15 protein-coding genes are annotated in these 18,913 nt (G+C 61.6%); 7 read left to right on the top strand and 8 right to left on the bottom strand.

The genetic code is table 11. From position 1 onward, the window contains the following. Positions 1-25: 25 nt before the first annotated feature. The 7 genes from CLV89_RS17245 to CLV89_RS17215 form a co-directional block, all read right to left on the bottom strand. Positions 26-1,909 carry a beta-N-acetylhexosaminidase gene (locus tag CLV89_RS17245; RefSeq protein ID WP_106164917.1) on the bottom strand — a complete coding sequence of 628 codons (1,884 nt, stop codon included), beginning with the start codon at positions 1,907-1,909 and terminating at the stop codon, positions 26-28. A 37-nt stretch (positions 1,910-1,946) separates the two neighbouring features. Next, on the bottom strand, positions 1,947-2,402 hold the full coding sequence (locus tag CLV89_RS17240) for a GNAT family N-acetyltransferase (protein WP_106164916.1): 456 nt from the start codon (positions 2,400-2,402) through the stop codon (positions 1,947-1,949). Beyond that, positions 2,395-3,324, bottom strand: a complete 930-nt coding sequence (locus CLV89_RS17235; protein ID WP_106164915.1) for an ABC transporter ATP-binding protein — start codon at positions 3,322-3,324, stop codon at positions 2,395-2,397. The genes CLV89_RS17240 and CLV89_RS17235 overlap by 8 nt, the downstream gene beginning before the upstream one ends. Then, positions 3,314-4,126 (bottom strand): ABC transporter ATP-binding protein, encoded by an 813-nt coding sequence (locus CLV89_RS17230; RefSeq protein ID WP_106164914.1) that lies wholly within the window; start codon positions 4,124-4,126, stop codon positions 3,314-3,316. The genes CLV89_RS17235 and CLV89_RS17230 overlap by 11 nt, the downstream gene beginning before the upstream one ends. Continuing rightward, on the bottom strand, positions 4,123-5,031 hold the full coding sequence (locus CLV89_RS17225; protein ID WP_106164913.1) for an ABC transporter permease: 909 nt from the start codon (positions 5,029-5,031) through the stop codon (positions 4,123-4,125). Before CLV89_RS17225 ends, CLV89_RS17230 begins: the two co-directional genes overlap by 4 nt. Next, the gene (locus tag CLV89_RS17220; protein WP_106164912.1) at positions 5,031-6,008 is read right to left on the bottom strand and encodes an ABC transporter permease; all 978 of its coding nucleotides are present in this window, start codon (positions 6,006-6,008) and stop codon (positions 5,031-5,033) included. Before CLV89_RS17220 ends, CLV89_RS17225 begins: the two co-directional genes overlap by 1 nt. 85 nt (positions 6,009-6,093) lie before the next feature. Then, complete coding sequence (locus CLV89_RS17215) at positions 6,094-7,749, bottom strand: ABC transporter substrate-binding protein (protein ID WP_106164911.1); 1,656 nt, start codon at positions 7,747-7,749, stop codon at positions 6,094-6,096. Between the two features lie 346 nt (positions 7,750-8,095). On the opposite strand from CLV89_RS17215, the gene CLV89_RS17210 reads away from it, so the two are divergent. Continuing rightward, positions 8,096-11,386 carry a hybrid sensor histidine kinase/response regulator gene (locus CLV89_RS17210; RefSeq protein ID WP_106164910.1) on the top strand — a complete coding sequence of 1,097 codons (3,291 nt, stop codon included), beginning with the start codon at positions 8,096-8,098 and terminating at the stop codon, positions 11,384-11,386. Between the two features lie 21 nt (positions 11,387-11,407). On the opposite strand, the gene CLV89_RS17205 is transcribed toward CLV89_RS17210, so the two are convergent. Further along, positions 11,408-12,313: a MurR/RpiR family transcriptional regulator gene (locus CLV89_RS17205; RefSeq protein ID WP_106164909.1), complete on the bottom strand. Its 906-nt coding sequence runs from the start codon at positions 12,311-12,313 to the stop codon at positions 11,408-11,410. 177 nt (positions 12,314-12,490) lie between these two features. Here CLV89_RS17205 and CLV89_RS17200 point away from each other — a divergent pair, with 177 nt between their 5' ends. From CLV89_RS17200 to CLV89_RS17175, 6 genes are all read left to right on the top strand, one after another. After that, on the top strand, positions 12,491-13,012 hold the full coding sequence (locus tag CLV89_RS17200) for a TRAP transporter small permease (protein ID WP_106164908.1): 522 nt from the start codon (positions 12,491-12,493) through the stop codon (positions 13,010-13,012). Then, a complete protein-coding gene (locus CLV89_RS17195; protein ID WP_106164907.1) occupies positions 13,009-14,295 on the top strand; it encodes a TRAP transporter large permease in 1,287 nt (428 codons plus the stop codon). The genes CLV89_RS17200 and CLV89_RS17195 overlap by 4 nt, the downstream gene beginning before the upstream one ends. 54 nt (positions 14,296-14,349) lie before the next feature. Further along, positions 14,350-15,393, top strand: a complete 1,044-nt coding sequence (locus CLV89_RS17190; RefSeq protein ID WP_106164906.1) for a TRAP transporter substrate-binding protein — start codon at positions 14,350-14,352, stop codon at positions 15,391-15,393. A gap of 67 nt (positions 15,394-15,460) precedes the next feature. Then, positions 15,461-16,927: a M81 family metallopeptidase gene (locus CLV89_RS17185; protein WP_106164905.1), complete on the top strand. Its 1,467-nt coding sequence runs from the start codon at positions 15,461-15,463 to the stop codon at positions 16,925-16,927. Next, entirely contained in the window at positions 16,927-17,982 is a 1,056-nt protein-coding gene (locus tag CLV89_RS17180) for a D-TA family PLP-dependent enzyme (protein WP_106164904.1), read from the top strand. Before CLV89_RS17185 ends, CLV89_RS17180 begins: the two co-directional genes overlap by 1 nt. Then, complete coding sequence (locus CLV89_RS17175; RefSeq protein WP_106164903.1) at positions 17,979-18,905, top strand: sugar kinase; 927 nt, start codon at positions 17,979-17,981, stop codon at positions 18,903-18,905. Before CLV89_RS17180 ends, CLV89_RS17175 begins: the two co-directional genes overlap by 4 nt. Positions 18,906-18,913 lie beyond the last annotated feature (8 nt).

Raw genomic sequence — 18,913 nt, 5'->3', positions numbered from 1 at the left:
CGAGGCCGCTGATCCGCTTGGTGGCTCAGAGGCGCGGCATCAGACCCGCGAGCGCTGTAAACCGGTCGTAGTCCTTGTTTTCCGCTGCGCTCCACCCGGCCTCGGCAATGGCGCTGAGACGTGGGAAGATCATGTGGTTGCGGCGCGCCATCGTGGTCAGATGTTCGCTCCAGACGCAGGCCTGAACACCCTTCAAACGCCCATTTAGAGCCGCATCCCCATTGTCGGCCTCAAACGCATAGGTCTTGTCGAGCGGGGTGAAACCGGCCCAGCTGGCCCCCGGCGCATACCACGCATCCGACAGCGCCATATCAAGGTAATAGGCCTGTCCCGGCGTGCTGACCACGTCATAGCCGTCTTTCGCCAGCTCAGCGGTTTTCTCGATCGTGGTCCAGGCAAACAGCAGACTGTGCTCTGGATCGAGACCACCGCCATGGGCGACCTCTTCCCAACCGCCGAGCTTGCGCCCAAGTCCGATCAGGAAGTTCTGGATATGCCGCAGGAAATAGGCTTGCAATTCCGGCGTGTCCTTCAAGCCGGTTTCGCGCATCATCGCCTGTGCCTTGGGCGATTGCATCCATGCACCCTCAGCCACCTCGTCCCCGCCCACATGCACGACCTCAAACGGGAAGATTTCGCAGACCTCAGCCAGCACGGTTTCGGCAAAGGTATATGACCCCTCGATGGCCGGGTTCAGCGCGTTGTTGCCAAAGCCCTGCACCGACCAGTAGCTCTCGGGTTCTTCTTGATCGACGAGGTCCGGCAAGGCCCCCAGCACACAGGCGCAGTGCCCCGGCACATCGATTTCCGGCATGACCTCGACGCCGAAGCGGGCGGCATGTTTCACCACCTGTCGCGCCTCGTCCTGTGTGTAGTACCCACCCTGCCCGGTCATGTCGGGGCCAAGCTGCGGCAGCACCGGCAGGTCCATCCCGGTATGTGCGGCGGTCTCGGTGAGCTGCGGATAGGCCTTGATCTCCAGCCGCCAGCCTTCGTCATCGGTCAGATGCCAATGAAAGCGGTTCATCTTGTGCCACGCCAGAATGTCCACATAGCGCAGCACCTGATCGAGCGGGTAGAACTGGCGCGAGACATCCAGATGCGCGCCGCGCCATCCGTGGCGGGGGGCATCCTCGATCTTACCACTGCGGGGAACACCATAACGCGCAGGCTCCGCATGGGCATTGGTCAGCACCTGCGCCAGCGTAATCAGGCCGTAAAACAGCCCCTGCCCTGCGCCATGATGCAGGGTGGTTTTTCCGTCTTGCCACGCGATCCGGTAGGCGTCCTCGCCCAGCGTCTGGTCCGGCTCAACGGTCAGCTTCGGGACGTCGTCCTTGGCGATCAGCACGAACGGTACGGGGGCCATTGGATGCAGGCGCCGGGTCAGCTCCGCCACCTGTGACACCGACTGCATCACTGCGATATCATCGGACTGAAGAACCAGATGCACGGGCGCCGTGGCGCACCACTCAGCGATGGAAACCTGTTGAGGTTTAGGCAGAATTCCACAAGTTAGAGCCGCATTCTGTGATGCATTTGTATCTGCAACCGCCGCTGAGGCCTGCAGGTCACCCGCGAAAGCCGGGACAAGGGTTCCGTCCTCCAGCAGGACACCGCCAGATTTTGGTCCCTCATTGGAATGCAACGCCGGGCGGGTAAGGTTGAACTCGGTGAACCGCCATGTCTCACCCGGCTGCAGGACAAAGCCCGCGTCAGAGGCATACTCGTGAAAGTTCGCCTGCCGCCGTATCAGTCGCGCACCCGTGCAGCGCGAGGGGCGCAGGCAGCGCGTCAGGGTGGCGTAGACAAGGCGCGGATTTGCAACCGGAGTGTCGCCACAATTGGTCAGCGCGAACTCCATCGCGCCCTCTTCGGCGTGCCACAGGCTGTCGAGGTGGAAATGCATTTGAGATGATCCTGTTGGTTGTATGTGTCAGAGGATTTTAGACAAGGGCGCGCGCAAAGACGCCCTCATCAGAGGCCGGGATCGCCACCGCGCCGCAGACCTGTTGATAAAACTCGACCGGCCCGGCCTGACCAATGATGCCATAGGCAAATCCGTCGTCACGAAGGCGGTGCAGTGCAGCCAGCAGGAGCGCCTTTCCAAGACCCTTGCCACGGGCCTCCGGGTCAACGCCGGTGGGGCCAAAGAAACCGCGGCAGGTGACGTCATAGCAGGCAAAACCCAAGAGGCGTTTGCCTTCGGTCGCGATCAAGACCCGCGCGGGGCGCGCCGCCAATGCGACCGTGCATTCATCCACCCATTTGGGGCTGAAGTGACGCGCCACGAACTCCAGCAGGATATGCGATTCAAACGGCAGCGCGGGGCGAATTGCTATGCCTTCGGGCAGGCTTGGGACAGGGGGCAACCGATAAAGTGGCACCAGCATATCAGGCATGAGCGGCCTCCGCGTGTTCTGCTATGACATGGCCGGGAGTGATTTCCCGCAAGGCACGGACCGGGTGGGCGCTTTCTTCGCGCACCCGCCGTGCCAAGGAGGCAAATCCCGCATCACTGCCCGTGAGCCGCAGTGTCGGGTCGGGAACCGCCGCGCGCAGGAGCTTGGTATAGTCGTGCTGGGGCGTACCAACGACCTGCGCGGTTGGACCTTTCTCGACCACCTGACCGCGAAACATCACCGCCGTGTCCTCGGCCAGATACTCTGCCGTGGCGATATCATGCGTGATGTAGAGGATCGAAAGCCCGCGATCATCCTTCAGCCGCTGCATCAACCCAAGGATGGACTTACGGATCGACACATCCAGCATCGAGGTCGGCTCATCCGCCACGATCAGGCGTGCCTTGACCGCCAATGCGCGGGCGAAATTCACCCGCTGGCGCTGCCCGCCCGAAAGCTCATGCGGGAACTTCGACGGCGTCGAGACCGGGTCCAGCTCCACATCCTCGAGAATCATGCGCAGGGCGGTTTCGGGATCAGCTTCGGGCTGATGCAGCGACAGGGCGCGCAGCAGATGATGGCGAATGGTATGCGCGGGGTTAAGCGCCGAGAACGGGTCCTGAAACACCATCTGCACCGCCTGACGATAGCGCATCTGATCGGCGCGCGCGGTCAGCTCCGCGATATCCCGTCCTTCGAACAGAATACGTCCCGAGGTCGGTGTGTGGTGACCCACGATCGTCCGGCCCACGGTGCTCTTGCCCGACCCGCTTTCCCCCACCAGTGCCAGTGCGCGACCCGGCATTAGGTCAAGCGAGACATTGCGCAGCGCCTTTACTTCGGTCGCACGACCAAAGACCGGGCGCAGGGTGAAGGTCTTGCTGAGCGCATCGAGGCTCAGGATTGGGGTATCAGACAGCATGGGCGACTCCTTCCGGGCGCTTTGCGAGGAGCGGCATCGCGTCCCAAAGGCTGCGGGTATAGTCATGACTGGGGTTCGTGACGATTTGCGCAGCGGTTCCGATTTCCACAATCTCACCCGCGCGCATGATGCCGATCCGATTGGAGATCTGCGCCATCAGCGCGATGTCGTGGGTGATGAACAGCACCGAGAAGCCAAGCTTATATTTGAGCCGCAGCACCTCCTGCAGGATTTCGCGCTGCACCACCACGTCGAGCGCCGTTGTCGGCTCGTCCATGATGATCAGCTTGGGCTGCAAAGTCAGCGCCAGCGCCAAGGCCACCCGCTGCCGCATCCCGCCAGAGAGCTGATGCGGATGGGCATGCATGCGATCGGCGGGGATGCCGACCATCTCCAGCATTTCAGCGGTGCGATCCATCGCATCTGCCTTGGTGATCGGCCCGTGCGCCCTGAGCATGTCATAGAACTGACGGAAGATCGTCATAACCGGGCTTAGGGAATTCATCGCGCTTTGAAACACCATGGAAACTTCTGACCAACGCCAGGCCCGCAGCTGCGTATCGGTAAAGGACAGCACGTCGCGCCCCTCGAACCGGATATGCCCCTTGCGCACCAGCGCGGGCGGCTTGTGCAGGCGCATCAGCGCGTAGGCCACCGTGCTTTTGCCGCAGCCGGACTCGCCTGCAAGGCCCAGGATTTCGTTCTGGCGGATCTCGAAGGAGATATCGCGCACAGCGGTAAAGGGCTCACCAGCGGTCAGGTAATCCACCCGCAGCCCGTCGACGGTCAACAGATCGCTCATTGGTTTGCCTCCTGCATCCGCTGGCGCAACAGGCGCTTTTCGATCCGCAGCGCCTTGGCGACGTTGCCAAGGGTGCGCATGCGCGGGTTTGCGATCTCGTCCACGCCGAAGTTCATCAGCGACAGGCCGATGCCAATCAGAACGATGGCACCGCAGGGGGCCAGAACCTCCCACCAGGCGCCGACCATGATCGCCGAAGCGGTCTGCGCATTGTAGAGCATGGTGCCCCAGGACAGTGCCAAGGGGCTGCCAAGGCCGAGGAATTCGAGCGTCGCCTCGGTGATGATGGTGAAAATGACAGAGCCGATGAAGTTGAAGCCTATGATCGACAGAAGGTTTGGCAGCATCTCAACCAGGATCATCCGCCACGTCGGCTCGCCGATCATTGCAGCGGCCTGGATGAAGTCGCGGGTCTTCAGCGACATCGCCTGCGCGCGGGTGACCCGTGCGCCCCAAGCCCAGGAGGTGAGGCCGATGATGAGTGCAATCGCCCAGGGCCCGACCTGCCCGAGGAAGGCGGCAAGCACCAGCAAAAGTGGCAATTGCGGCAGCACCAGCACCACATTGGTGAAGAAGTTCAGCACGTCATCCACAAGACCACCGAAGTAGGCGGCGGTGATACCGATGAAGGTGCCGATGGCAGTCACGATCAGTCCAGCGACAATCCCCACCATGAGCGAGGTGCGCGTGCCCCAGATCAACTGGCTGAACACATCGCGGCCCATGCGGGTGGTGCCCAACCAATGCTCCGCCGAGGGCGCCTGATGCGGCCGCCCGACGCGAGCGATGGGATCAAAGGGCGCGATCAGCGGGGCAACCAGTGCGATCAGCACATAAGCCAGCACAATGGTCAGACCGATGGCCGCCTTGCGGTTGCGCAGAAAGGTACGAAGGAGATCTTGCATCAGGCCCTCTTCAGTCTGGGATCAAGGAAGACATAGGCCAGGTCCACCGCGAGGTTCGCGAGCAGCATGGCAAGTGTCATGATGAGGAGCTGGCCTTGGATCAGCGGGAAATCACGCCCGACGATGCCGAGGTACAGGAGGTTGCCGACGCCCGGGTAGTTGAACACCACCTCTGTGATCAGCGAACCGCCGAACAGCGCGCCAAAGCTCAGCGCCAGCGCAGTGACCGAGGGCAGCAGCGCGTTGCGCGCCGCATAGGCATAGCGCACGCGGGCGTCGCTCAGCCCCTTGGCTTCGGCCATGGCGAGGTAGTCTTCGCCCAGCTGGCCGATCATGTTGTTGCGCATGGTGATCAGGTAGCCCCCGACCAACACCACGCTCAGCGTCACCACCGGCAGGAAGCCATGATAGGCGACGGAGGAGAAGAACTCCCAGCTGAAGGCCGGGTCCAGTTTGGGGTCAAACGCATAGGAGGTCGGAAACACGCGGTTGCGGACCGACAGGAAGTAAAGCCCGCAGAGCGCCACCACCACCGAGGGCACCGATTGCAGCGCCAGCGCCGTGGGTGAGGCGATCGCATCCGTGAGCTGCCCACGCCGCCAAGCCGCCAGAATGCCCAGCAAGGTCCCGACAGAGAAGGAAATCGTCAGCGCGGCGCCGGTCAGGAACAGCGTCCAGGGCAGCGCCTGCATCAGCACGTCGGTGACGGGCATCGGATAGAACTTGATCGACAGACCAAAGTCCCAGGTGAAGATCGACCCGAGATAGGAAATGTATTGTTCGTGAAGCGGCGCGTCGATGAAGCCGAAGGTGGCCATCAGCGCTTCACGGGCCTCGGGTGCAATCATGCCGCCGGAGTTTGCCAGCATGATGTCCGCCGGATTGCCGGGCAGCATCCGGGGGATCATGAAGTTGAAGGTCGCGGCCACCAAAAAGGCAACGGCATAAAAGCCGAGCCGCTTCAAAAGAAAACGCATCAGGTCAAACCATCTGTCGAAAGGGGGAGATCGGCACAAAAAGGGGACCGCCCGCTCGGGGAGCGGTCCCAAGTTTGGGGAGGAATTATTCCACCGGACGCAGCGCCAGCAGGTGCATCAGTCGGGCCGGGTTGGTCTTGTGGGCCACCGGGTTTGCCACCGGGTTTTCGGCACTGAAGAAACCGGTAAAGCGCTTGGTGTTGTACTGATACCAACGCGGATTGTTGAAGACATAGGCCAGCGGCATCTCTTCACCGACGATCTTCTGTACGTCCGCCATGATCGCCATCTGCTTTTCGGTATCGCTGGTCTGGGTGAACGCGTCCAACAAACCGCTCAGCTCCTCGTTATAATAGCGCGAGGCCGCGAAGCGTGATTTTGCCTGGTTAATCTCGTGCAGGGAGTCGAGATACTGGTTGAACGGCGTCGCACCGACACGGACGGAATTGATCGCCATGTCATAGTCGCCCTTGATCAGCTTTTCGGTCCAGATCGCAGACTCGGGTGTCGAGACATTTGCCTTGATCCCTGCCGCATTCAGACCTTCGACCGCGATCTGGCTGCTGTTGACCCAGTCGGTCCAGCCATTGGGCACGATCACCTCGATGTCGATCTGCTCGCCCGCGGGGGTTTCGACGAACCCATCGCCGTCGGTGTCCTCAAAGCCAGCCTCGGCCAGAAGGGCGCGCGCGCCTTCAACGTCATATTGGGTGAAGCCACCGAACTTATCTTCGACCTCGGGATTGTTCCAGGAGTGGAAGGCCCGGCCAAGACCAGACGGGTATTGGTTGATCGTGGGGTAGCCGTACCCCGCAATTTCCACCATGGCCTCGCGATCAAAGGACATCGACACGGCACGGCGGAAATCGACGTTGTTGAACGCCGCACTGTCACCGGCATCAGGGGCTTCGAAGTTCATGTAGAAGGCCACCAGAGAGCCACCGGGCAACCAGTATCTATGATGCTCCGGATCCTTGGCGACAAAGGTGTTCTCGATATCCGGCAAGAAAGACCCCATCCAGTCCAGCTCGCCATTGGCCGCAGCGGCCAGCGCCTGATCGTTGTTGGCAATTTGCGGGAACCGCATGCAGTCGACTTTGAGGCTCTCGGCATCCCAGTAGTTGTCGTTGCGGCACTGGATATATTCCTGCGGCGTAAAGCGGCGGATTTCAGTCAGTGGGCCGGACCCGACAGGATCGGGGTTGGTGAAGGTCACCGGATCCGCGATGTCGCTCCAGATATGCTCGGGGACGATCGGCACGCGAACGATCTGATACATGGCCTGACTGGAGGGGGTGGACAGGTTGAACTGCACGGTTTGGTCGTCGATTTTCTCCACGCTGGAGAGCATATTCGACATCCCCACGCTATCGAGCGCAACATTGTTCAGCGCCAATTCAAACGAGTTGACCACATCATCTGCAGAGAAAGCCTCGCCATCGGACCATTCCACGCCTTCGCGCAGGGTCACGGTGATCGTGCTGAGGTCATCGGAATACTCAAATGCGGTCGCCAAACGATAGATCGGCTTGCCGCCATCCAGCGCGTTGAAGATGATCAGCGGCTCGTACATGAAATGCATGACGGACGGCGCGGCAGTCGTCTGGTTGAACGGGTTGAAGTTCTTCACCCAGGCGGTGACCTGTTCGGGCAGCGCGCTGACGACGGTTTCTTCCGCCTGAACGGCTGTTGTCCAAAGCGCAACCGAGGCCAGAAGCCCGGCGGTAGCTGTAAATTTCATTATCAATTTCTCCCTGTGGTGGCGGGTTTGCCCCGCCTCGTGTCATCCCGTCAACGTCCGCCCTCTGGCGACCGGAACACATCAAAGCGCCCAGTCTCCTCCCGAGCGCTTGGGACGTCCCACAATGAAGTCCGCGCTGCAGTCGCAATGGTACCCGAAAAATCGGAAATTTCGTCAAAAGAGGGCGGTCGGCCTCTACGAAATCTAAAATAGTTCATGCCTATCAATATGCTATGGGATACCAAGAACTGCGCCACTCTGCGCCACACTCACTCCGTGCCCTTGCTTCGAGCAGAAGCAAATCGCAGGATCGCCCGCAGACAAAACCAGAAAAACCGGAGTCATCGTGCCTCTTCAGGGAATCCGCGCCCGCCTGTTGTTGACGTTCCTGCTGGCTTCAGTCCTGCCGCTGACGCTTGGCGGGCTGGTGTTCTACCGCCTGGTGAACCAGACGATCGCCACCGAGACGTTTCAGAAGGTGGCCTTTGTACGCGACGCCAAGGCAAGCGAGATCACGCAGTACATGACATATGCGGTCAGGCAGGCAGAGAACCTCGCGCAATCGGCCAACGTGCGCTACTCGGTGGGGGAGTTCTATGGCTTCAGTCATGCGCTGCGACAGCTTGCAGACACGCCGGAGGATGCCGGGCGCCAACTGCGCAACATATTCGGAATTGATGGCCCCGACCCGCCGCCCTCTGGCGTCGGAAGCGAGGATCGGTTGCTGCGCGAGGCGCTGGAATATTCCAACACGCACCGCCGGTTTCATGCAGGGTTTCTGGATTTTCTGAACGAAGCGGAATTCGACAATCTCTACCTCGCAGATCGCAATGGCCAGGTGGTCTATTCCGTAGAGAAGGACCGGTATCTGGGACGCATCCTCGATCCGGAGATGGCAGGCCTGGGACAAGCCTACAGCCGCGCAGTGAGCCAGGCCGGTTTTGACCCGGTGTTTCAGGATTACGCGCGCGACGGAATGACCGGTGAGCTTTCGGCCTATCTGGCCGTTCCTGTGCGCCTGCATGGTCGCCATAAGGGGGCAATGATCCTGCGGATGCCGCCCAACAGCCTGCAAAGCCTGATGACCAAGAGCACAACCGCGCTGACAGTCATCTCTACCGGCGGAACTGTCATCGCCTCCAGCGGCACCCCGGCGCCGGGCGCGCCGATCGTGGTGCCCGAGGCGATGACGGGGGCCGATGGGGTCACGGTGCTGGACGCCGGCCTGTCAGGAACCCCCTCCCTGTCGGCTTGGCGCGTGCTGGAAGCGCCATTTCCGACCTGGACGTTGATCGCCGAAGCGGACAAGGATGCGGCGTTTGAAACCAGCAGCCGCCTGCGAAATGCACTGCTGCTCATCGGCACGGTGGCCGTTACGGGGCTGGGGATATTGTCGCTGTTGTTTTCCAACGCCCTGACCCGGCCCGTGCGGCGCATGTCCGAAGCTGCCAGCGCCGTGGCCACCGGCAGCCTGAACGAAGCGCTGCCGGAATATGATCACCCGGTTGAATACGCCCGCCTCTCCCGTGCCGTGAACCAGATGCGCCGCGCCCTGCGCGATCAGTTGGACATGATCCGCGACAAGAACGCAGAACTGCAGGAAAACCTGCGTCAGATCGGCGAAAAGAACGCCAAGCTGGAAGAGGCCGACCGGATGAAGGACCGGTTTCTGGCCAATACCTCGCATGAGCTGCGCACACCGCTGAACGGCATCATCGGCATACTGGAAACGCTCGAAGGCGGGGCCATGGGCGACATGCTGCCCGCGCAGGCAAGCCAGCTGCGCCTGATCACCTTCAGCGCGCGCAGGCTGTCGCGACTGGTGGACGATCTGTTGGACATCTACCGTATCCGCGAGGGTCGTATGCGGCTTGATATGCAGCCGGTGGACGTGTCGCACGCGCTGCGCAATGTGCTGCATCTGTTGCAACCCACCTTTCAGATAGACCCTGCAAAGTTTCATCTGGATCTGCCCTCAGATCTGCCCGCCGTCACCGCCGACCCGGTGCGATTTGAACAGATCCTGTTCAACCTGTTGTCCAACGCCGTAAAATATGGGGGTGGCAGCACTGTCGAGATTACCGCAACACCGCGCAACGATGGTCAGCTCGCCGTTGCAATTCGCGATCACGGCCCCGGCATCGCCTCCGACAGTATGGAGCGGATCTTTCACCCGCTCGAACAGCTCACCCCGGATGGATCCGGGCAGGCCACCGGAACCGGGCTGGGCCTGACGATCGCCCGCCACCTCGCGGCGCTGATGTCCGGCAGTATCGAGGTGGCCAGCACACCGGGCGAAGGGGCGGTGTTTCGGGCATTACTGCCGATTTCCGATCTACCCGCTGCCTCGCTGTCCGAGGATTGGGCGCCAACGGCGATTGCGCCGCCGCTAGAGTTCAGCTCCGATCCAGACAGAGCGGCCCCTGTCACGAACGAGGGCGCACCGGTGATCCTGGCTGTGGATGACGAACCGATCAATTTGCAGGTCTTGCAGAACGTCCTGCACCCACAGGGCTATCGCGTCACCACGGCCAGCAACGGGTCGGATGCCCTGCGGAGCGTTGCACAATCCCGCCCTGACCTCATCGTGCTGGATGTGATGATGGCAGGGTTGAGCGGCCTGGATGTGGCGCGCAACCTGCGGCGGCGGCATGGGCTGCACGAACTGCCGATCATCCTGCTGACCGCACGCGGGCGCACCAGCGACATGCTGGCCGGGTTCGAGGCGGGGGCGAACGATTATGTGGTGAAGCCTTTCGTCAAGGACGAGCTGCTGAGCCGGATCCGGACTTTATTAGAGGCAAGCCACGCGCGCAGCCGTGCCGTGGAAAACCGCGAACTTAAAGAAGAGATCGAACGCCGCATCCAGATCGAAGACGCCCTGCGCCTGTCCCAGCGCCGTATGACCCAGCTGCTCGATACGCTGGAGGACGGGCTGATGTGCATCAATGCGCGCGGCGTTGTGACCTATGCCAACGAGGCGGCACAGCAGGTCCTAGACCGGCGCGTGACTGTGAACCGCAGCCGCCTGCACGAGGTACTGCCACCGGAGATCCTTGCGCCGCTGGAACAAACCGAGGTGGAGGATGAGCCGATCCATATGACACTCAGCCTGCGTGGGGAGCCCCATCAGATCAGCCTGTTTGCGATGCTGCCCGAAGCCGGAGGCGGGCGGGCCGTCCTGTTCAGCCAGTCGGACAGTCCCCGAGCGCAATTCGTGCATTCGCTGCGGGATGTGGTCGATACATCGCTGCCCTCCCTGATTTCCAATGAGACCCAAGCGGATGCCGCCACTGCACCCGGTGATACCTACCGGGACATGATCGTGGAGTTGATGTCGGACTCGCTCGAAATCTGGAGTGCGGCAACCGGCAAGGGCAAGATCGACTTTGCCGAGACCAGTGGCATCTGGCGCGTCAACCTCGACAAGACCTCATTGCAGACGCGGACACTGGACAAATATCTGCTGATCGAAACCCTGCCCGACAATCCCCGCTGGCGCGACGTGTTGAAAACAGCGAGCTTCGTGCTCGCGCTGGACGCACGTGAGACGGCAGACGAGGATCTGACGACCCGCTTCGCCGAGCTGGAGACACGCCTCGATGAGTTCCGTGCCCTGATTGCCCAGCGGGGTTGAGCGAAGAATCCCGCTGGGCCTTTAGTCGCCCAGCGGCTGTGGTCCGGTACGCCCGTGATACGCGGTGAGCGAGGCGCGGATGCGGCGCAGGTTTTCCGTCGTGGCCTCGCTTCTGAGCTGCGCCACCGACATCGCCAGCGCATCGACAATAACCAAATGCGCATAACGCGAGGCGGTCGGTTTCAGGATGTCCGGATCCTCGGGCAGGTCGGCTTCGATCACGATCGTAGCCTCCTGCGCCAGACGGCTGTCGGGGCGGGTAATCGCGATGACAGTGGCGCCATAGCCGCCCGCGACACCAGCCGCACTGACGATCTCGCCGGCCTCGCCACTGGTGGACACAAGCAGCAACACATCGCCCTTGCCCAACGTTGCCGCACGCATCTGCAACAGATAGCTATCGGACACCGCGACAGCCGGGATACCCAACCGAAACAGACGGCTGGCCGCTTCCTGCGCCACCATTGTGGAGCCGCCACCCACGCCAGCCACAACGATCTGCCCGGCGGTCGCCACGGCCTGCACCGCCGCGTCGAGGCGCTCTGGGTCGAGCTGTTGGCGCATGACATTCACGGTCGCATAGAGAGCGCCCAGTACCTGATCGACGGCGTTGACGCTCCCCTCCTGCGCGTCCCTCTGGCTGGGCGCGAGATATTGCAGGCTGACCGCTAAGTTCTGCGCCAAGCGCAATTTGAAGTCGCGGAACCCGTCACAGCCCATCGTTCGGCAAAACCGCACAACGGTTGGGGTGCTGACACCGCAGGCCCCCGCCAGCTCCGCGATGGTCATACTCGATATATCCTCAAGATGCGCCGCGACAAAATCCGCGACCTTCTGCTCCCTGGCTGCAAATTGACCGTGCAATTGTCGCAGGTTGGAGATCAGGTCCACAGCGCCCTGCGCCGGGCTGGATTCGACTGTCGGCATCTGTAACTCCTGAAGACCTCTCCTTGATTCTGTACCTAAGATACATTTTGACGTCAAACATACGCCGGTTTTTTCCTGAAATCTTCGATATTTGTACTTTGGTAACAAAAATAACTTGACCGAGCGACGATGCAACCGTGAATATGTACCTTAATTACAAAATGCGGGGAGGCGCTCATGCTTGGGGATATCGCAGATCGGATCAGCCGACAGCTCAATCGGGGAACCGAAGTCATCCTTGCGGCGCTGATGGTGGCGCTGGTGCTCGACGTCTGGATCGGCGTCGTGGATCGCTACTTCTTTCACTGGCAACTGCCCTGGCCCGAGGTGCTGGCCCGTTACCTGATGATCTGGGCCGCGATGCTGGCGGTGTCCTCGGGCATCGCACGGCGCGAACACATCGGCCTGACGGCGGTGCTCTTGAACCTGCCTGCCCCCCTGCGCCGTGCCATGCTGATCGGAATCGACCTGATGACATTTGCGCTGTTCTTCTACGTACTCTGGTTCGGCATCGGCTTCGCCGAAAGCGGCGCCAAACGTCAGGCGATGATCCTCGGCGCGACGCTGCAACCTTTCTACGCGGCGATCCCGACCGCCGCAGCTTTGGCCTGCGTGCAAGTGGTGCTGGTGATGATCCGCGATATGGGCCGTCAGCTCGACCTGCCCGACACCCCCTCTGAAGAAGGAGCGGGCGCATGATCGTCGGCCTCTGTTTTGTCCTGCTCCTCGCCGTTGGCATGCCGATCGGCTTTGCCATTGGCCTGGCGGGCGTCATCGGTATCTTCACCATGGGCGGCGGCACCACGTTTCTCGCCATTGGCCCCAGCAAGATCTTCAACGGGCTCAATATTTTTCCCTTCCTCGCCATGCCGTTCTTCATTCTGGCGGGTGAGATCATGAACAGCACCGGCATCACCGGACGGTTGGTGAAACTGGCAGAGGTACTGGTGGGCCGCTTCCGGGGCGGGCTGGCGCACACAAACATGCTGGCCTCGGTGTTCTTTGCCGGGCTCACCGGATCTGCCACCGCCGATGCCGCCGCCTTTGGCCGCACGCTGGTGCCCGCAATGGTGAAGCAGGGCTACAAACGCGACTACGCCTGCGCGGTCACCGCGGCCGGGTCGATCATCGGGCCGACCATTCCTCCTTCGGGGCTGATGGTGGTCTACGGCTCGCTGATGGGGGTCTCGATCGGCGGATTGTTCGCGGCAGGGCTGCTGCCCGGCCTGGTGATTTGCGCCGTCTGCATGAGCGTAATCGCCATCGGCGGCAAACGCGAGAACCTGCCCAAAGCCGAACGCGGCGCCACATTGGGCGAAATCTGGCAGACCTTCCTCTCGTCGATCACCGCGCTTTTGATGCCAATCATCATCCTAGGCGGCATCCTTGGCGGCATCGTCACCCCGACCGAAGCGGCCTCCATCGCTGTGGCCTATGCGCTGTTCATCGGCTTCTTCGTCTACCGCACACTGACCTTCCGCGAACTCTATGCGATGCTGGTGCGCACTGCGCGGATCACCGGCGTGATCTTCGTCATCATCGCCTTTGCCGGCATCCTCGGCTGGTGGATGAGCTTTGAGCGTATTCCGCAGGCCATCGCCAGCACCGTGCTGGGGCTGTCGGACAACCCCTATGCCATCATCGCCATCATCATTTGCATTCTGTTGGTGGTCGGCATGGTGATGGATATCACCGCGATCCTGATCATCCTCGGGCCGGTCCTCGTGCCGCTCACCGAACAAATCGGACTGGAGCCCATCCACGCGGGCATCATCTTTGTACTGGCCCTCAACATCTCATTGATGACGCCCCCCGTAGGGGCCTGCCTCTTCGTTCTGTCCTCGGTGACCGGCGAGAAGCTGGAGCGCATTTCAGTGAAGCTCGCCCCCTTCCTGATCGCCGAAGTGATCATCCTTTTCCTATTCGCATTCTGGGAGAACGCGGCCCTGTTGCTGCCGCGTGCGCTCGGATTTGCCCCCTGATCGGGGGCCCAACCAACCACCAAAAAAAACCAACCCAACAGTGAGGAAAATCAAATGAACACAGCATTGAAAACGGCTGCCGTCGGCGCGTTGGCCGCCCTGACCGCAAGCTCCGCGATGGCCGGTGGCACCATCCGCTTTGGACATGACAACAAGACCGATCCGTTTGAAAACCCGGCCCATGCCTGCACGGCCGTGTTCCAAAACATCGTGACCGCCGACACCAATGGCAGCGTCACGGTCGAGGTTTTCGGCTCCAACCAGCTTGGCACCGCTGCCGAACATGTGCAGCAGGTGCGCGATGGCGTGATCCAGGCGACGCTGACCTCCACCGGCGCGCTGGCCAGCTATTACCCGCGCATCGACGTGCTGAACCTGCCGTTTGCCTTCGCCAACAACGCCTCCACCTATTCCGTCTTTGACGGCGAGTTCGGCGAAACATTGGCGGCCGACATCGAAGATGCGCTGGGTGACGTTGTGGTGCTGGGCTTTCCCGACACCGGCGGCTTCTTTGCCGTCACCAACTCTCAGCGCCAGATCGCAAACCTTGAGGATTTCGACGGCATCCGCATCCGCACCATGACCTTGCCGAGCCATCAGAAAATCGTGCAGGCGCTGGGGGCCGAGGCCTATCCGCTCAGCTGGGGTGAGGTGTATTCCGGTCTGCAGACCGGCGTGATCGACGGTCAGATGAACCCGGTGCCGATCATCTCCTTTGCGAATTTCGCCGAGGTGCAAAAGCACATGACGCTGACCAATCACCTGTTCTCGCCCTACACCTTCATGGTCAACAAGGCCTTCTACGAGGGTCTGACCGAAGCGGAGCAGAACACCCTGCACACCGCCGCCGAAAGCTGCGTCACCGCCAGCCGCGGTCTGTCGCGCATCATCGAGGCCTCTGATCGCGGTCTGGCAGGTCTGATGGACAAGATCGAAGTGACCGCCCTGTCCGCCGAGCAACGCGCCGCGATGGCCGGTGCCACTCAGCCCGCGTTTGAGGCCCATGTGGCGGAGAACCTCGACGCCAAGGCGGGCGAGTTGCTGACGCTCTTCAAATCCGAAGTCGGGAAGGCCAACGACGCCTCTTACCTCGACTAACGGTCCCCGTCCGGGGCGCGGGTTTTGACGCGCGCGCCCCGGAACCCAAATTTCAAGGATATGCCCCATGCGCGTTTTCTGCGCTTCTCTTGCCACCGAAACCAACACCTTCTCGCCGCTGCGCACCGATTTCTCTGATTTTGCGCAGAGCTTTTACGCGCCGCCGGGAGAACACCCGGACACCCCAACACTATGTTCGGCGGTATTTCCGGCCTTGCGGCGGCGGGCGAAGGACGAAGGTTTCACCCTGATCGAGGGCACCGCCACATGGGCGGAACCCGGCGGGCTGGTGAGCGCGGCAACCTGGGAGCATCTTCGCGATGAGGTCCTGAGCCAGTTGAAGGCCGCCCTGCCCGTCGATGCGGTGGTATTGGGCCTGCATGGCGCGATGATCGCGGACGGCTGCGTCGATTGCGAAGGCGAACTGATCGCGTCCGCCCGCGCATTGACGGGACCGGGTGCCAAGATCGGCGTGAGCTTTGATCCGCACAGCCACCTGAGCGCCAAACGCGTCGAGAACGCCGATATTATTACCGTATTCAAAGAATTCCCCCACACCGATTTTGTCGAGGCGGGCGAGGCCTGCGTCGACCTGACCCTGCGCGCTGCACGGGGTGAGATCGCGCCGCGGATCTCTGTTTTCGACGTGCGCATGATGGATGTTCTGCCCACCAGCATTCAGCCGATGCGCGGTTTTGTGGACAAGATCATGAGCTTGGAAGAGCAGGGCGACATCCTGTCGGGCTCTGTCATCCATGGCTTCATGGCCGGCGACAGTCCTGACCTGGGCGCAAAAGTTGTTGTCATTACTGATAATGACGCAGCACGCGGCGATCAGCTTGCACGTGTTCTGGGGATGGAGCTTTTTGGCTTTCGTGGGCGCACCAAACCGGACTTTCTGCCCCCCGCCGAGGCGCTTCGGCGTGCGGATGCGAGTGACAGGACGCCCGTGGTGGTGGCGGATGTCTGGGACAATCCCGGCGGCGGGGTCGCTGGCGACTCCACGATCCTGCTGCAGGAAGCCCTGAACCAGAACCTTGGCGGTGTGGCGTTGGGGACCATCTGGGATCCGATGGCGGTGCGCCTGTGTTTTGCCGCTGGTGAAGGCGCTGAATTGGACTTGCGGTTTGGCGGCAAGACCTCCGCCCACGCGGGCGCGCCGATTGATGCCAAGGTCACCGTCACGCGGCTGCAACGCGACGCGGTACAAAGCTTCGGCACCTCGGTGGTTCCCCTCGGTGACTGCGCGGTGATCCGTATCGGGGATCTGGACATCGTGCTGAACACCAATCGCAGCCAGACGTTTTCGCCGGATCTCTTCACCAATCTCGGCATCGACATTGCGAATAAGCGCATCGTGATCGTGAAATCCACCAACCACTTTCACGGGGCCTTTGCGCCGGTCGCCGGAGAGATCCTCTACGCTGCCGTTGATGGCCCTTATCCAAACAATCCGATCCATACGGACTACACGCACCTGACCCGTGCGCTCTGGCCGCGTGTCGATGCGCCACATGCAGAGGAGTGCGCCTGATGAACCTGCCCCTGGACACCCCCGCCGTTCTGGTCGATCTGGATATTGCCGAGGCCAATGTCCGCGCTTTCCAGAGCTATTGCGACAGCCACGGACTGCAACTTCGCCCCCATATCAAAACGCACAAACTGCCGCGTCTGGCAAAGTTTCAGGTGCAGCAAGGTGCGATCGGCATCACCTGCCAGAAAATCACCGAAGCAGAAGCCATGGTTGCAAATGGCGATATTCACGATGTCCTGCTGACGTACAACATCCTTGGTCGTGAAAAAGTCGCGCGACTGCGCGCCCTGTCAGATCGCGTCCGTCTGTCGGTCGTCGCGGACAACATAACCGTGGCGCAGGGACTGAGTGACGGTTTTGCCGATGCGGCAACGCCCCTGCCAGTGTTGGTGGAATGCAATACCGGCGCGGATCGGTGTGGTGTGGCCACCCCGGCGGCGGCGGCGGCATTGGCGCAAGCGATCGAGGATTTGCCAGGCCTGCAGTTTGCCGGGCTGATGACCTACCCGCCTGCGGGCGCCGCAACTGCCGTGACAACATGGCTCGCGGAAGCCAAGGACCTGATCGAGACCACGGACCTGACCGTGGATGTGATTTCCTCTGGCGGCTCCCCCGACATGTGGCGCGCGCATGAAATGCCGATGGCAACTGAATACCGGATCGGAACCTATATCTATAACGACCGCTCCTTGGTGACACGTGGCACATGCCAATGGTCCGATTGTGCGCTGACGGTGCTGGCCACGGTGGTGTCGACGCCGACTGAAACCCGCGCAGTGATCGACGCGGGGTCAAAGGTTCTGACCTCGGACCTCCTCGGGTTGGACGGTTTTGGTCATGTGCTTGGGCACCCAGATCTGACAATCGACCAGCTGAGCGAGGAGCATGGCCGCATCGTCAGCGATGCCCCCACCGGGCTTTCTGTCGGCGACCAGCTGCGGATCGTGCCAAACCATGCCTGCGTCGTCGCCAACATGCTCGAGCATGTCACGTTGCTGCGCGGAGACAAGATCTTGGGTCCAGAACCCGTTGCTGCAAGAGGGCAGGTCTGGTGAGCGCGGCGCAGATCCTCTGCCTCGGCGAACCGCTGGTCGAGTTCAATCAAACACCCGAGGGTCAGTTCGCCATGGGGTTTGGCGGCGATGTGTCCAACGTGGCGATCTCTGCGTCGCGACACGGGGTCAATGCAGGGCTGATCACACGTGTCGGCATTGATCCCTTCGGCGCGGCACTATGCGGCCTCTGGACCGATGAAGGCGTCTCAACCGCCAATGTTACCGAGGCGCAAGGCGAGGAAACCGGCGTCTATTTTGTGACCCATGACACGGATGGCCACCATTTCACCTACCGCCGCAAAGGTTCAGCCGCGAGCCGCCTTGCACCTGATGAGTTGCCTCTGGATGCCTTGCAGTCCTGCCCGATGTTTTACGCCTCCGGTATCAGTCTCGCAGTCTCTGACAGCATGCGGGCTGCGGTCGTTGCAGCCGCAGAGGCCACCCGGACTGCAGGTGGCGTGTTCGCCTTTGACCCCAACCTGCGCGTTGCGCTCTGGCCGCTTGAGGTTGCACGGGAGGTGACCCACAGCGTGATGGTCGCCTGTGACATCGCGCTGCCCGGTTTGGATGATGCGCGACAACTGACCGGGCTGCAGCCTCCGGAGGAGATTGTCAGGTTTTATCACGACCTCGGCCCCCGCATCGTGGCGCTGACACTGGGCGCAGACGGGGTGCTGATCTCTGTCGACGGCGACATGCGTACCCTTCCGGGGCATCGCGTCGACGCCAAGGACGCCACCGGAGCCGGCGACTGTTTCAACGGCGCATTCTTGGCAAGCCTGCTGGACACGCAAGACCCGTTTGCAGCCGCAGAACACGCGAATATGGCGGCGGCGATTTCGACAACTGGTTACGGCGCAGTAGCTCCCATTCCAACCCTTTCCCACACACGCAGCGCGCTGAACGCTGCGTGGCAAAGCTAACCTTTCCA

Origin of the sequence: Tritonibacter scottomollicae, assembly GCF_003003215.1 — a bacterium.
Lineage (GTDB): Bacteria > Pseudomonadota > Alphaproteobacteria > Rhodobacterales > Rhodobacteraceae > Epibacterium > Epibacterium scottomollicae.
The sequence above is the reverse complement of the archived record's forward strand: the minus strand, read 5'-3'. Positions and strand labels throughout refer to the sequence as shown.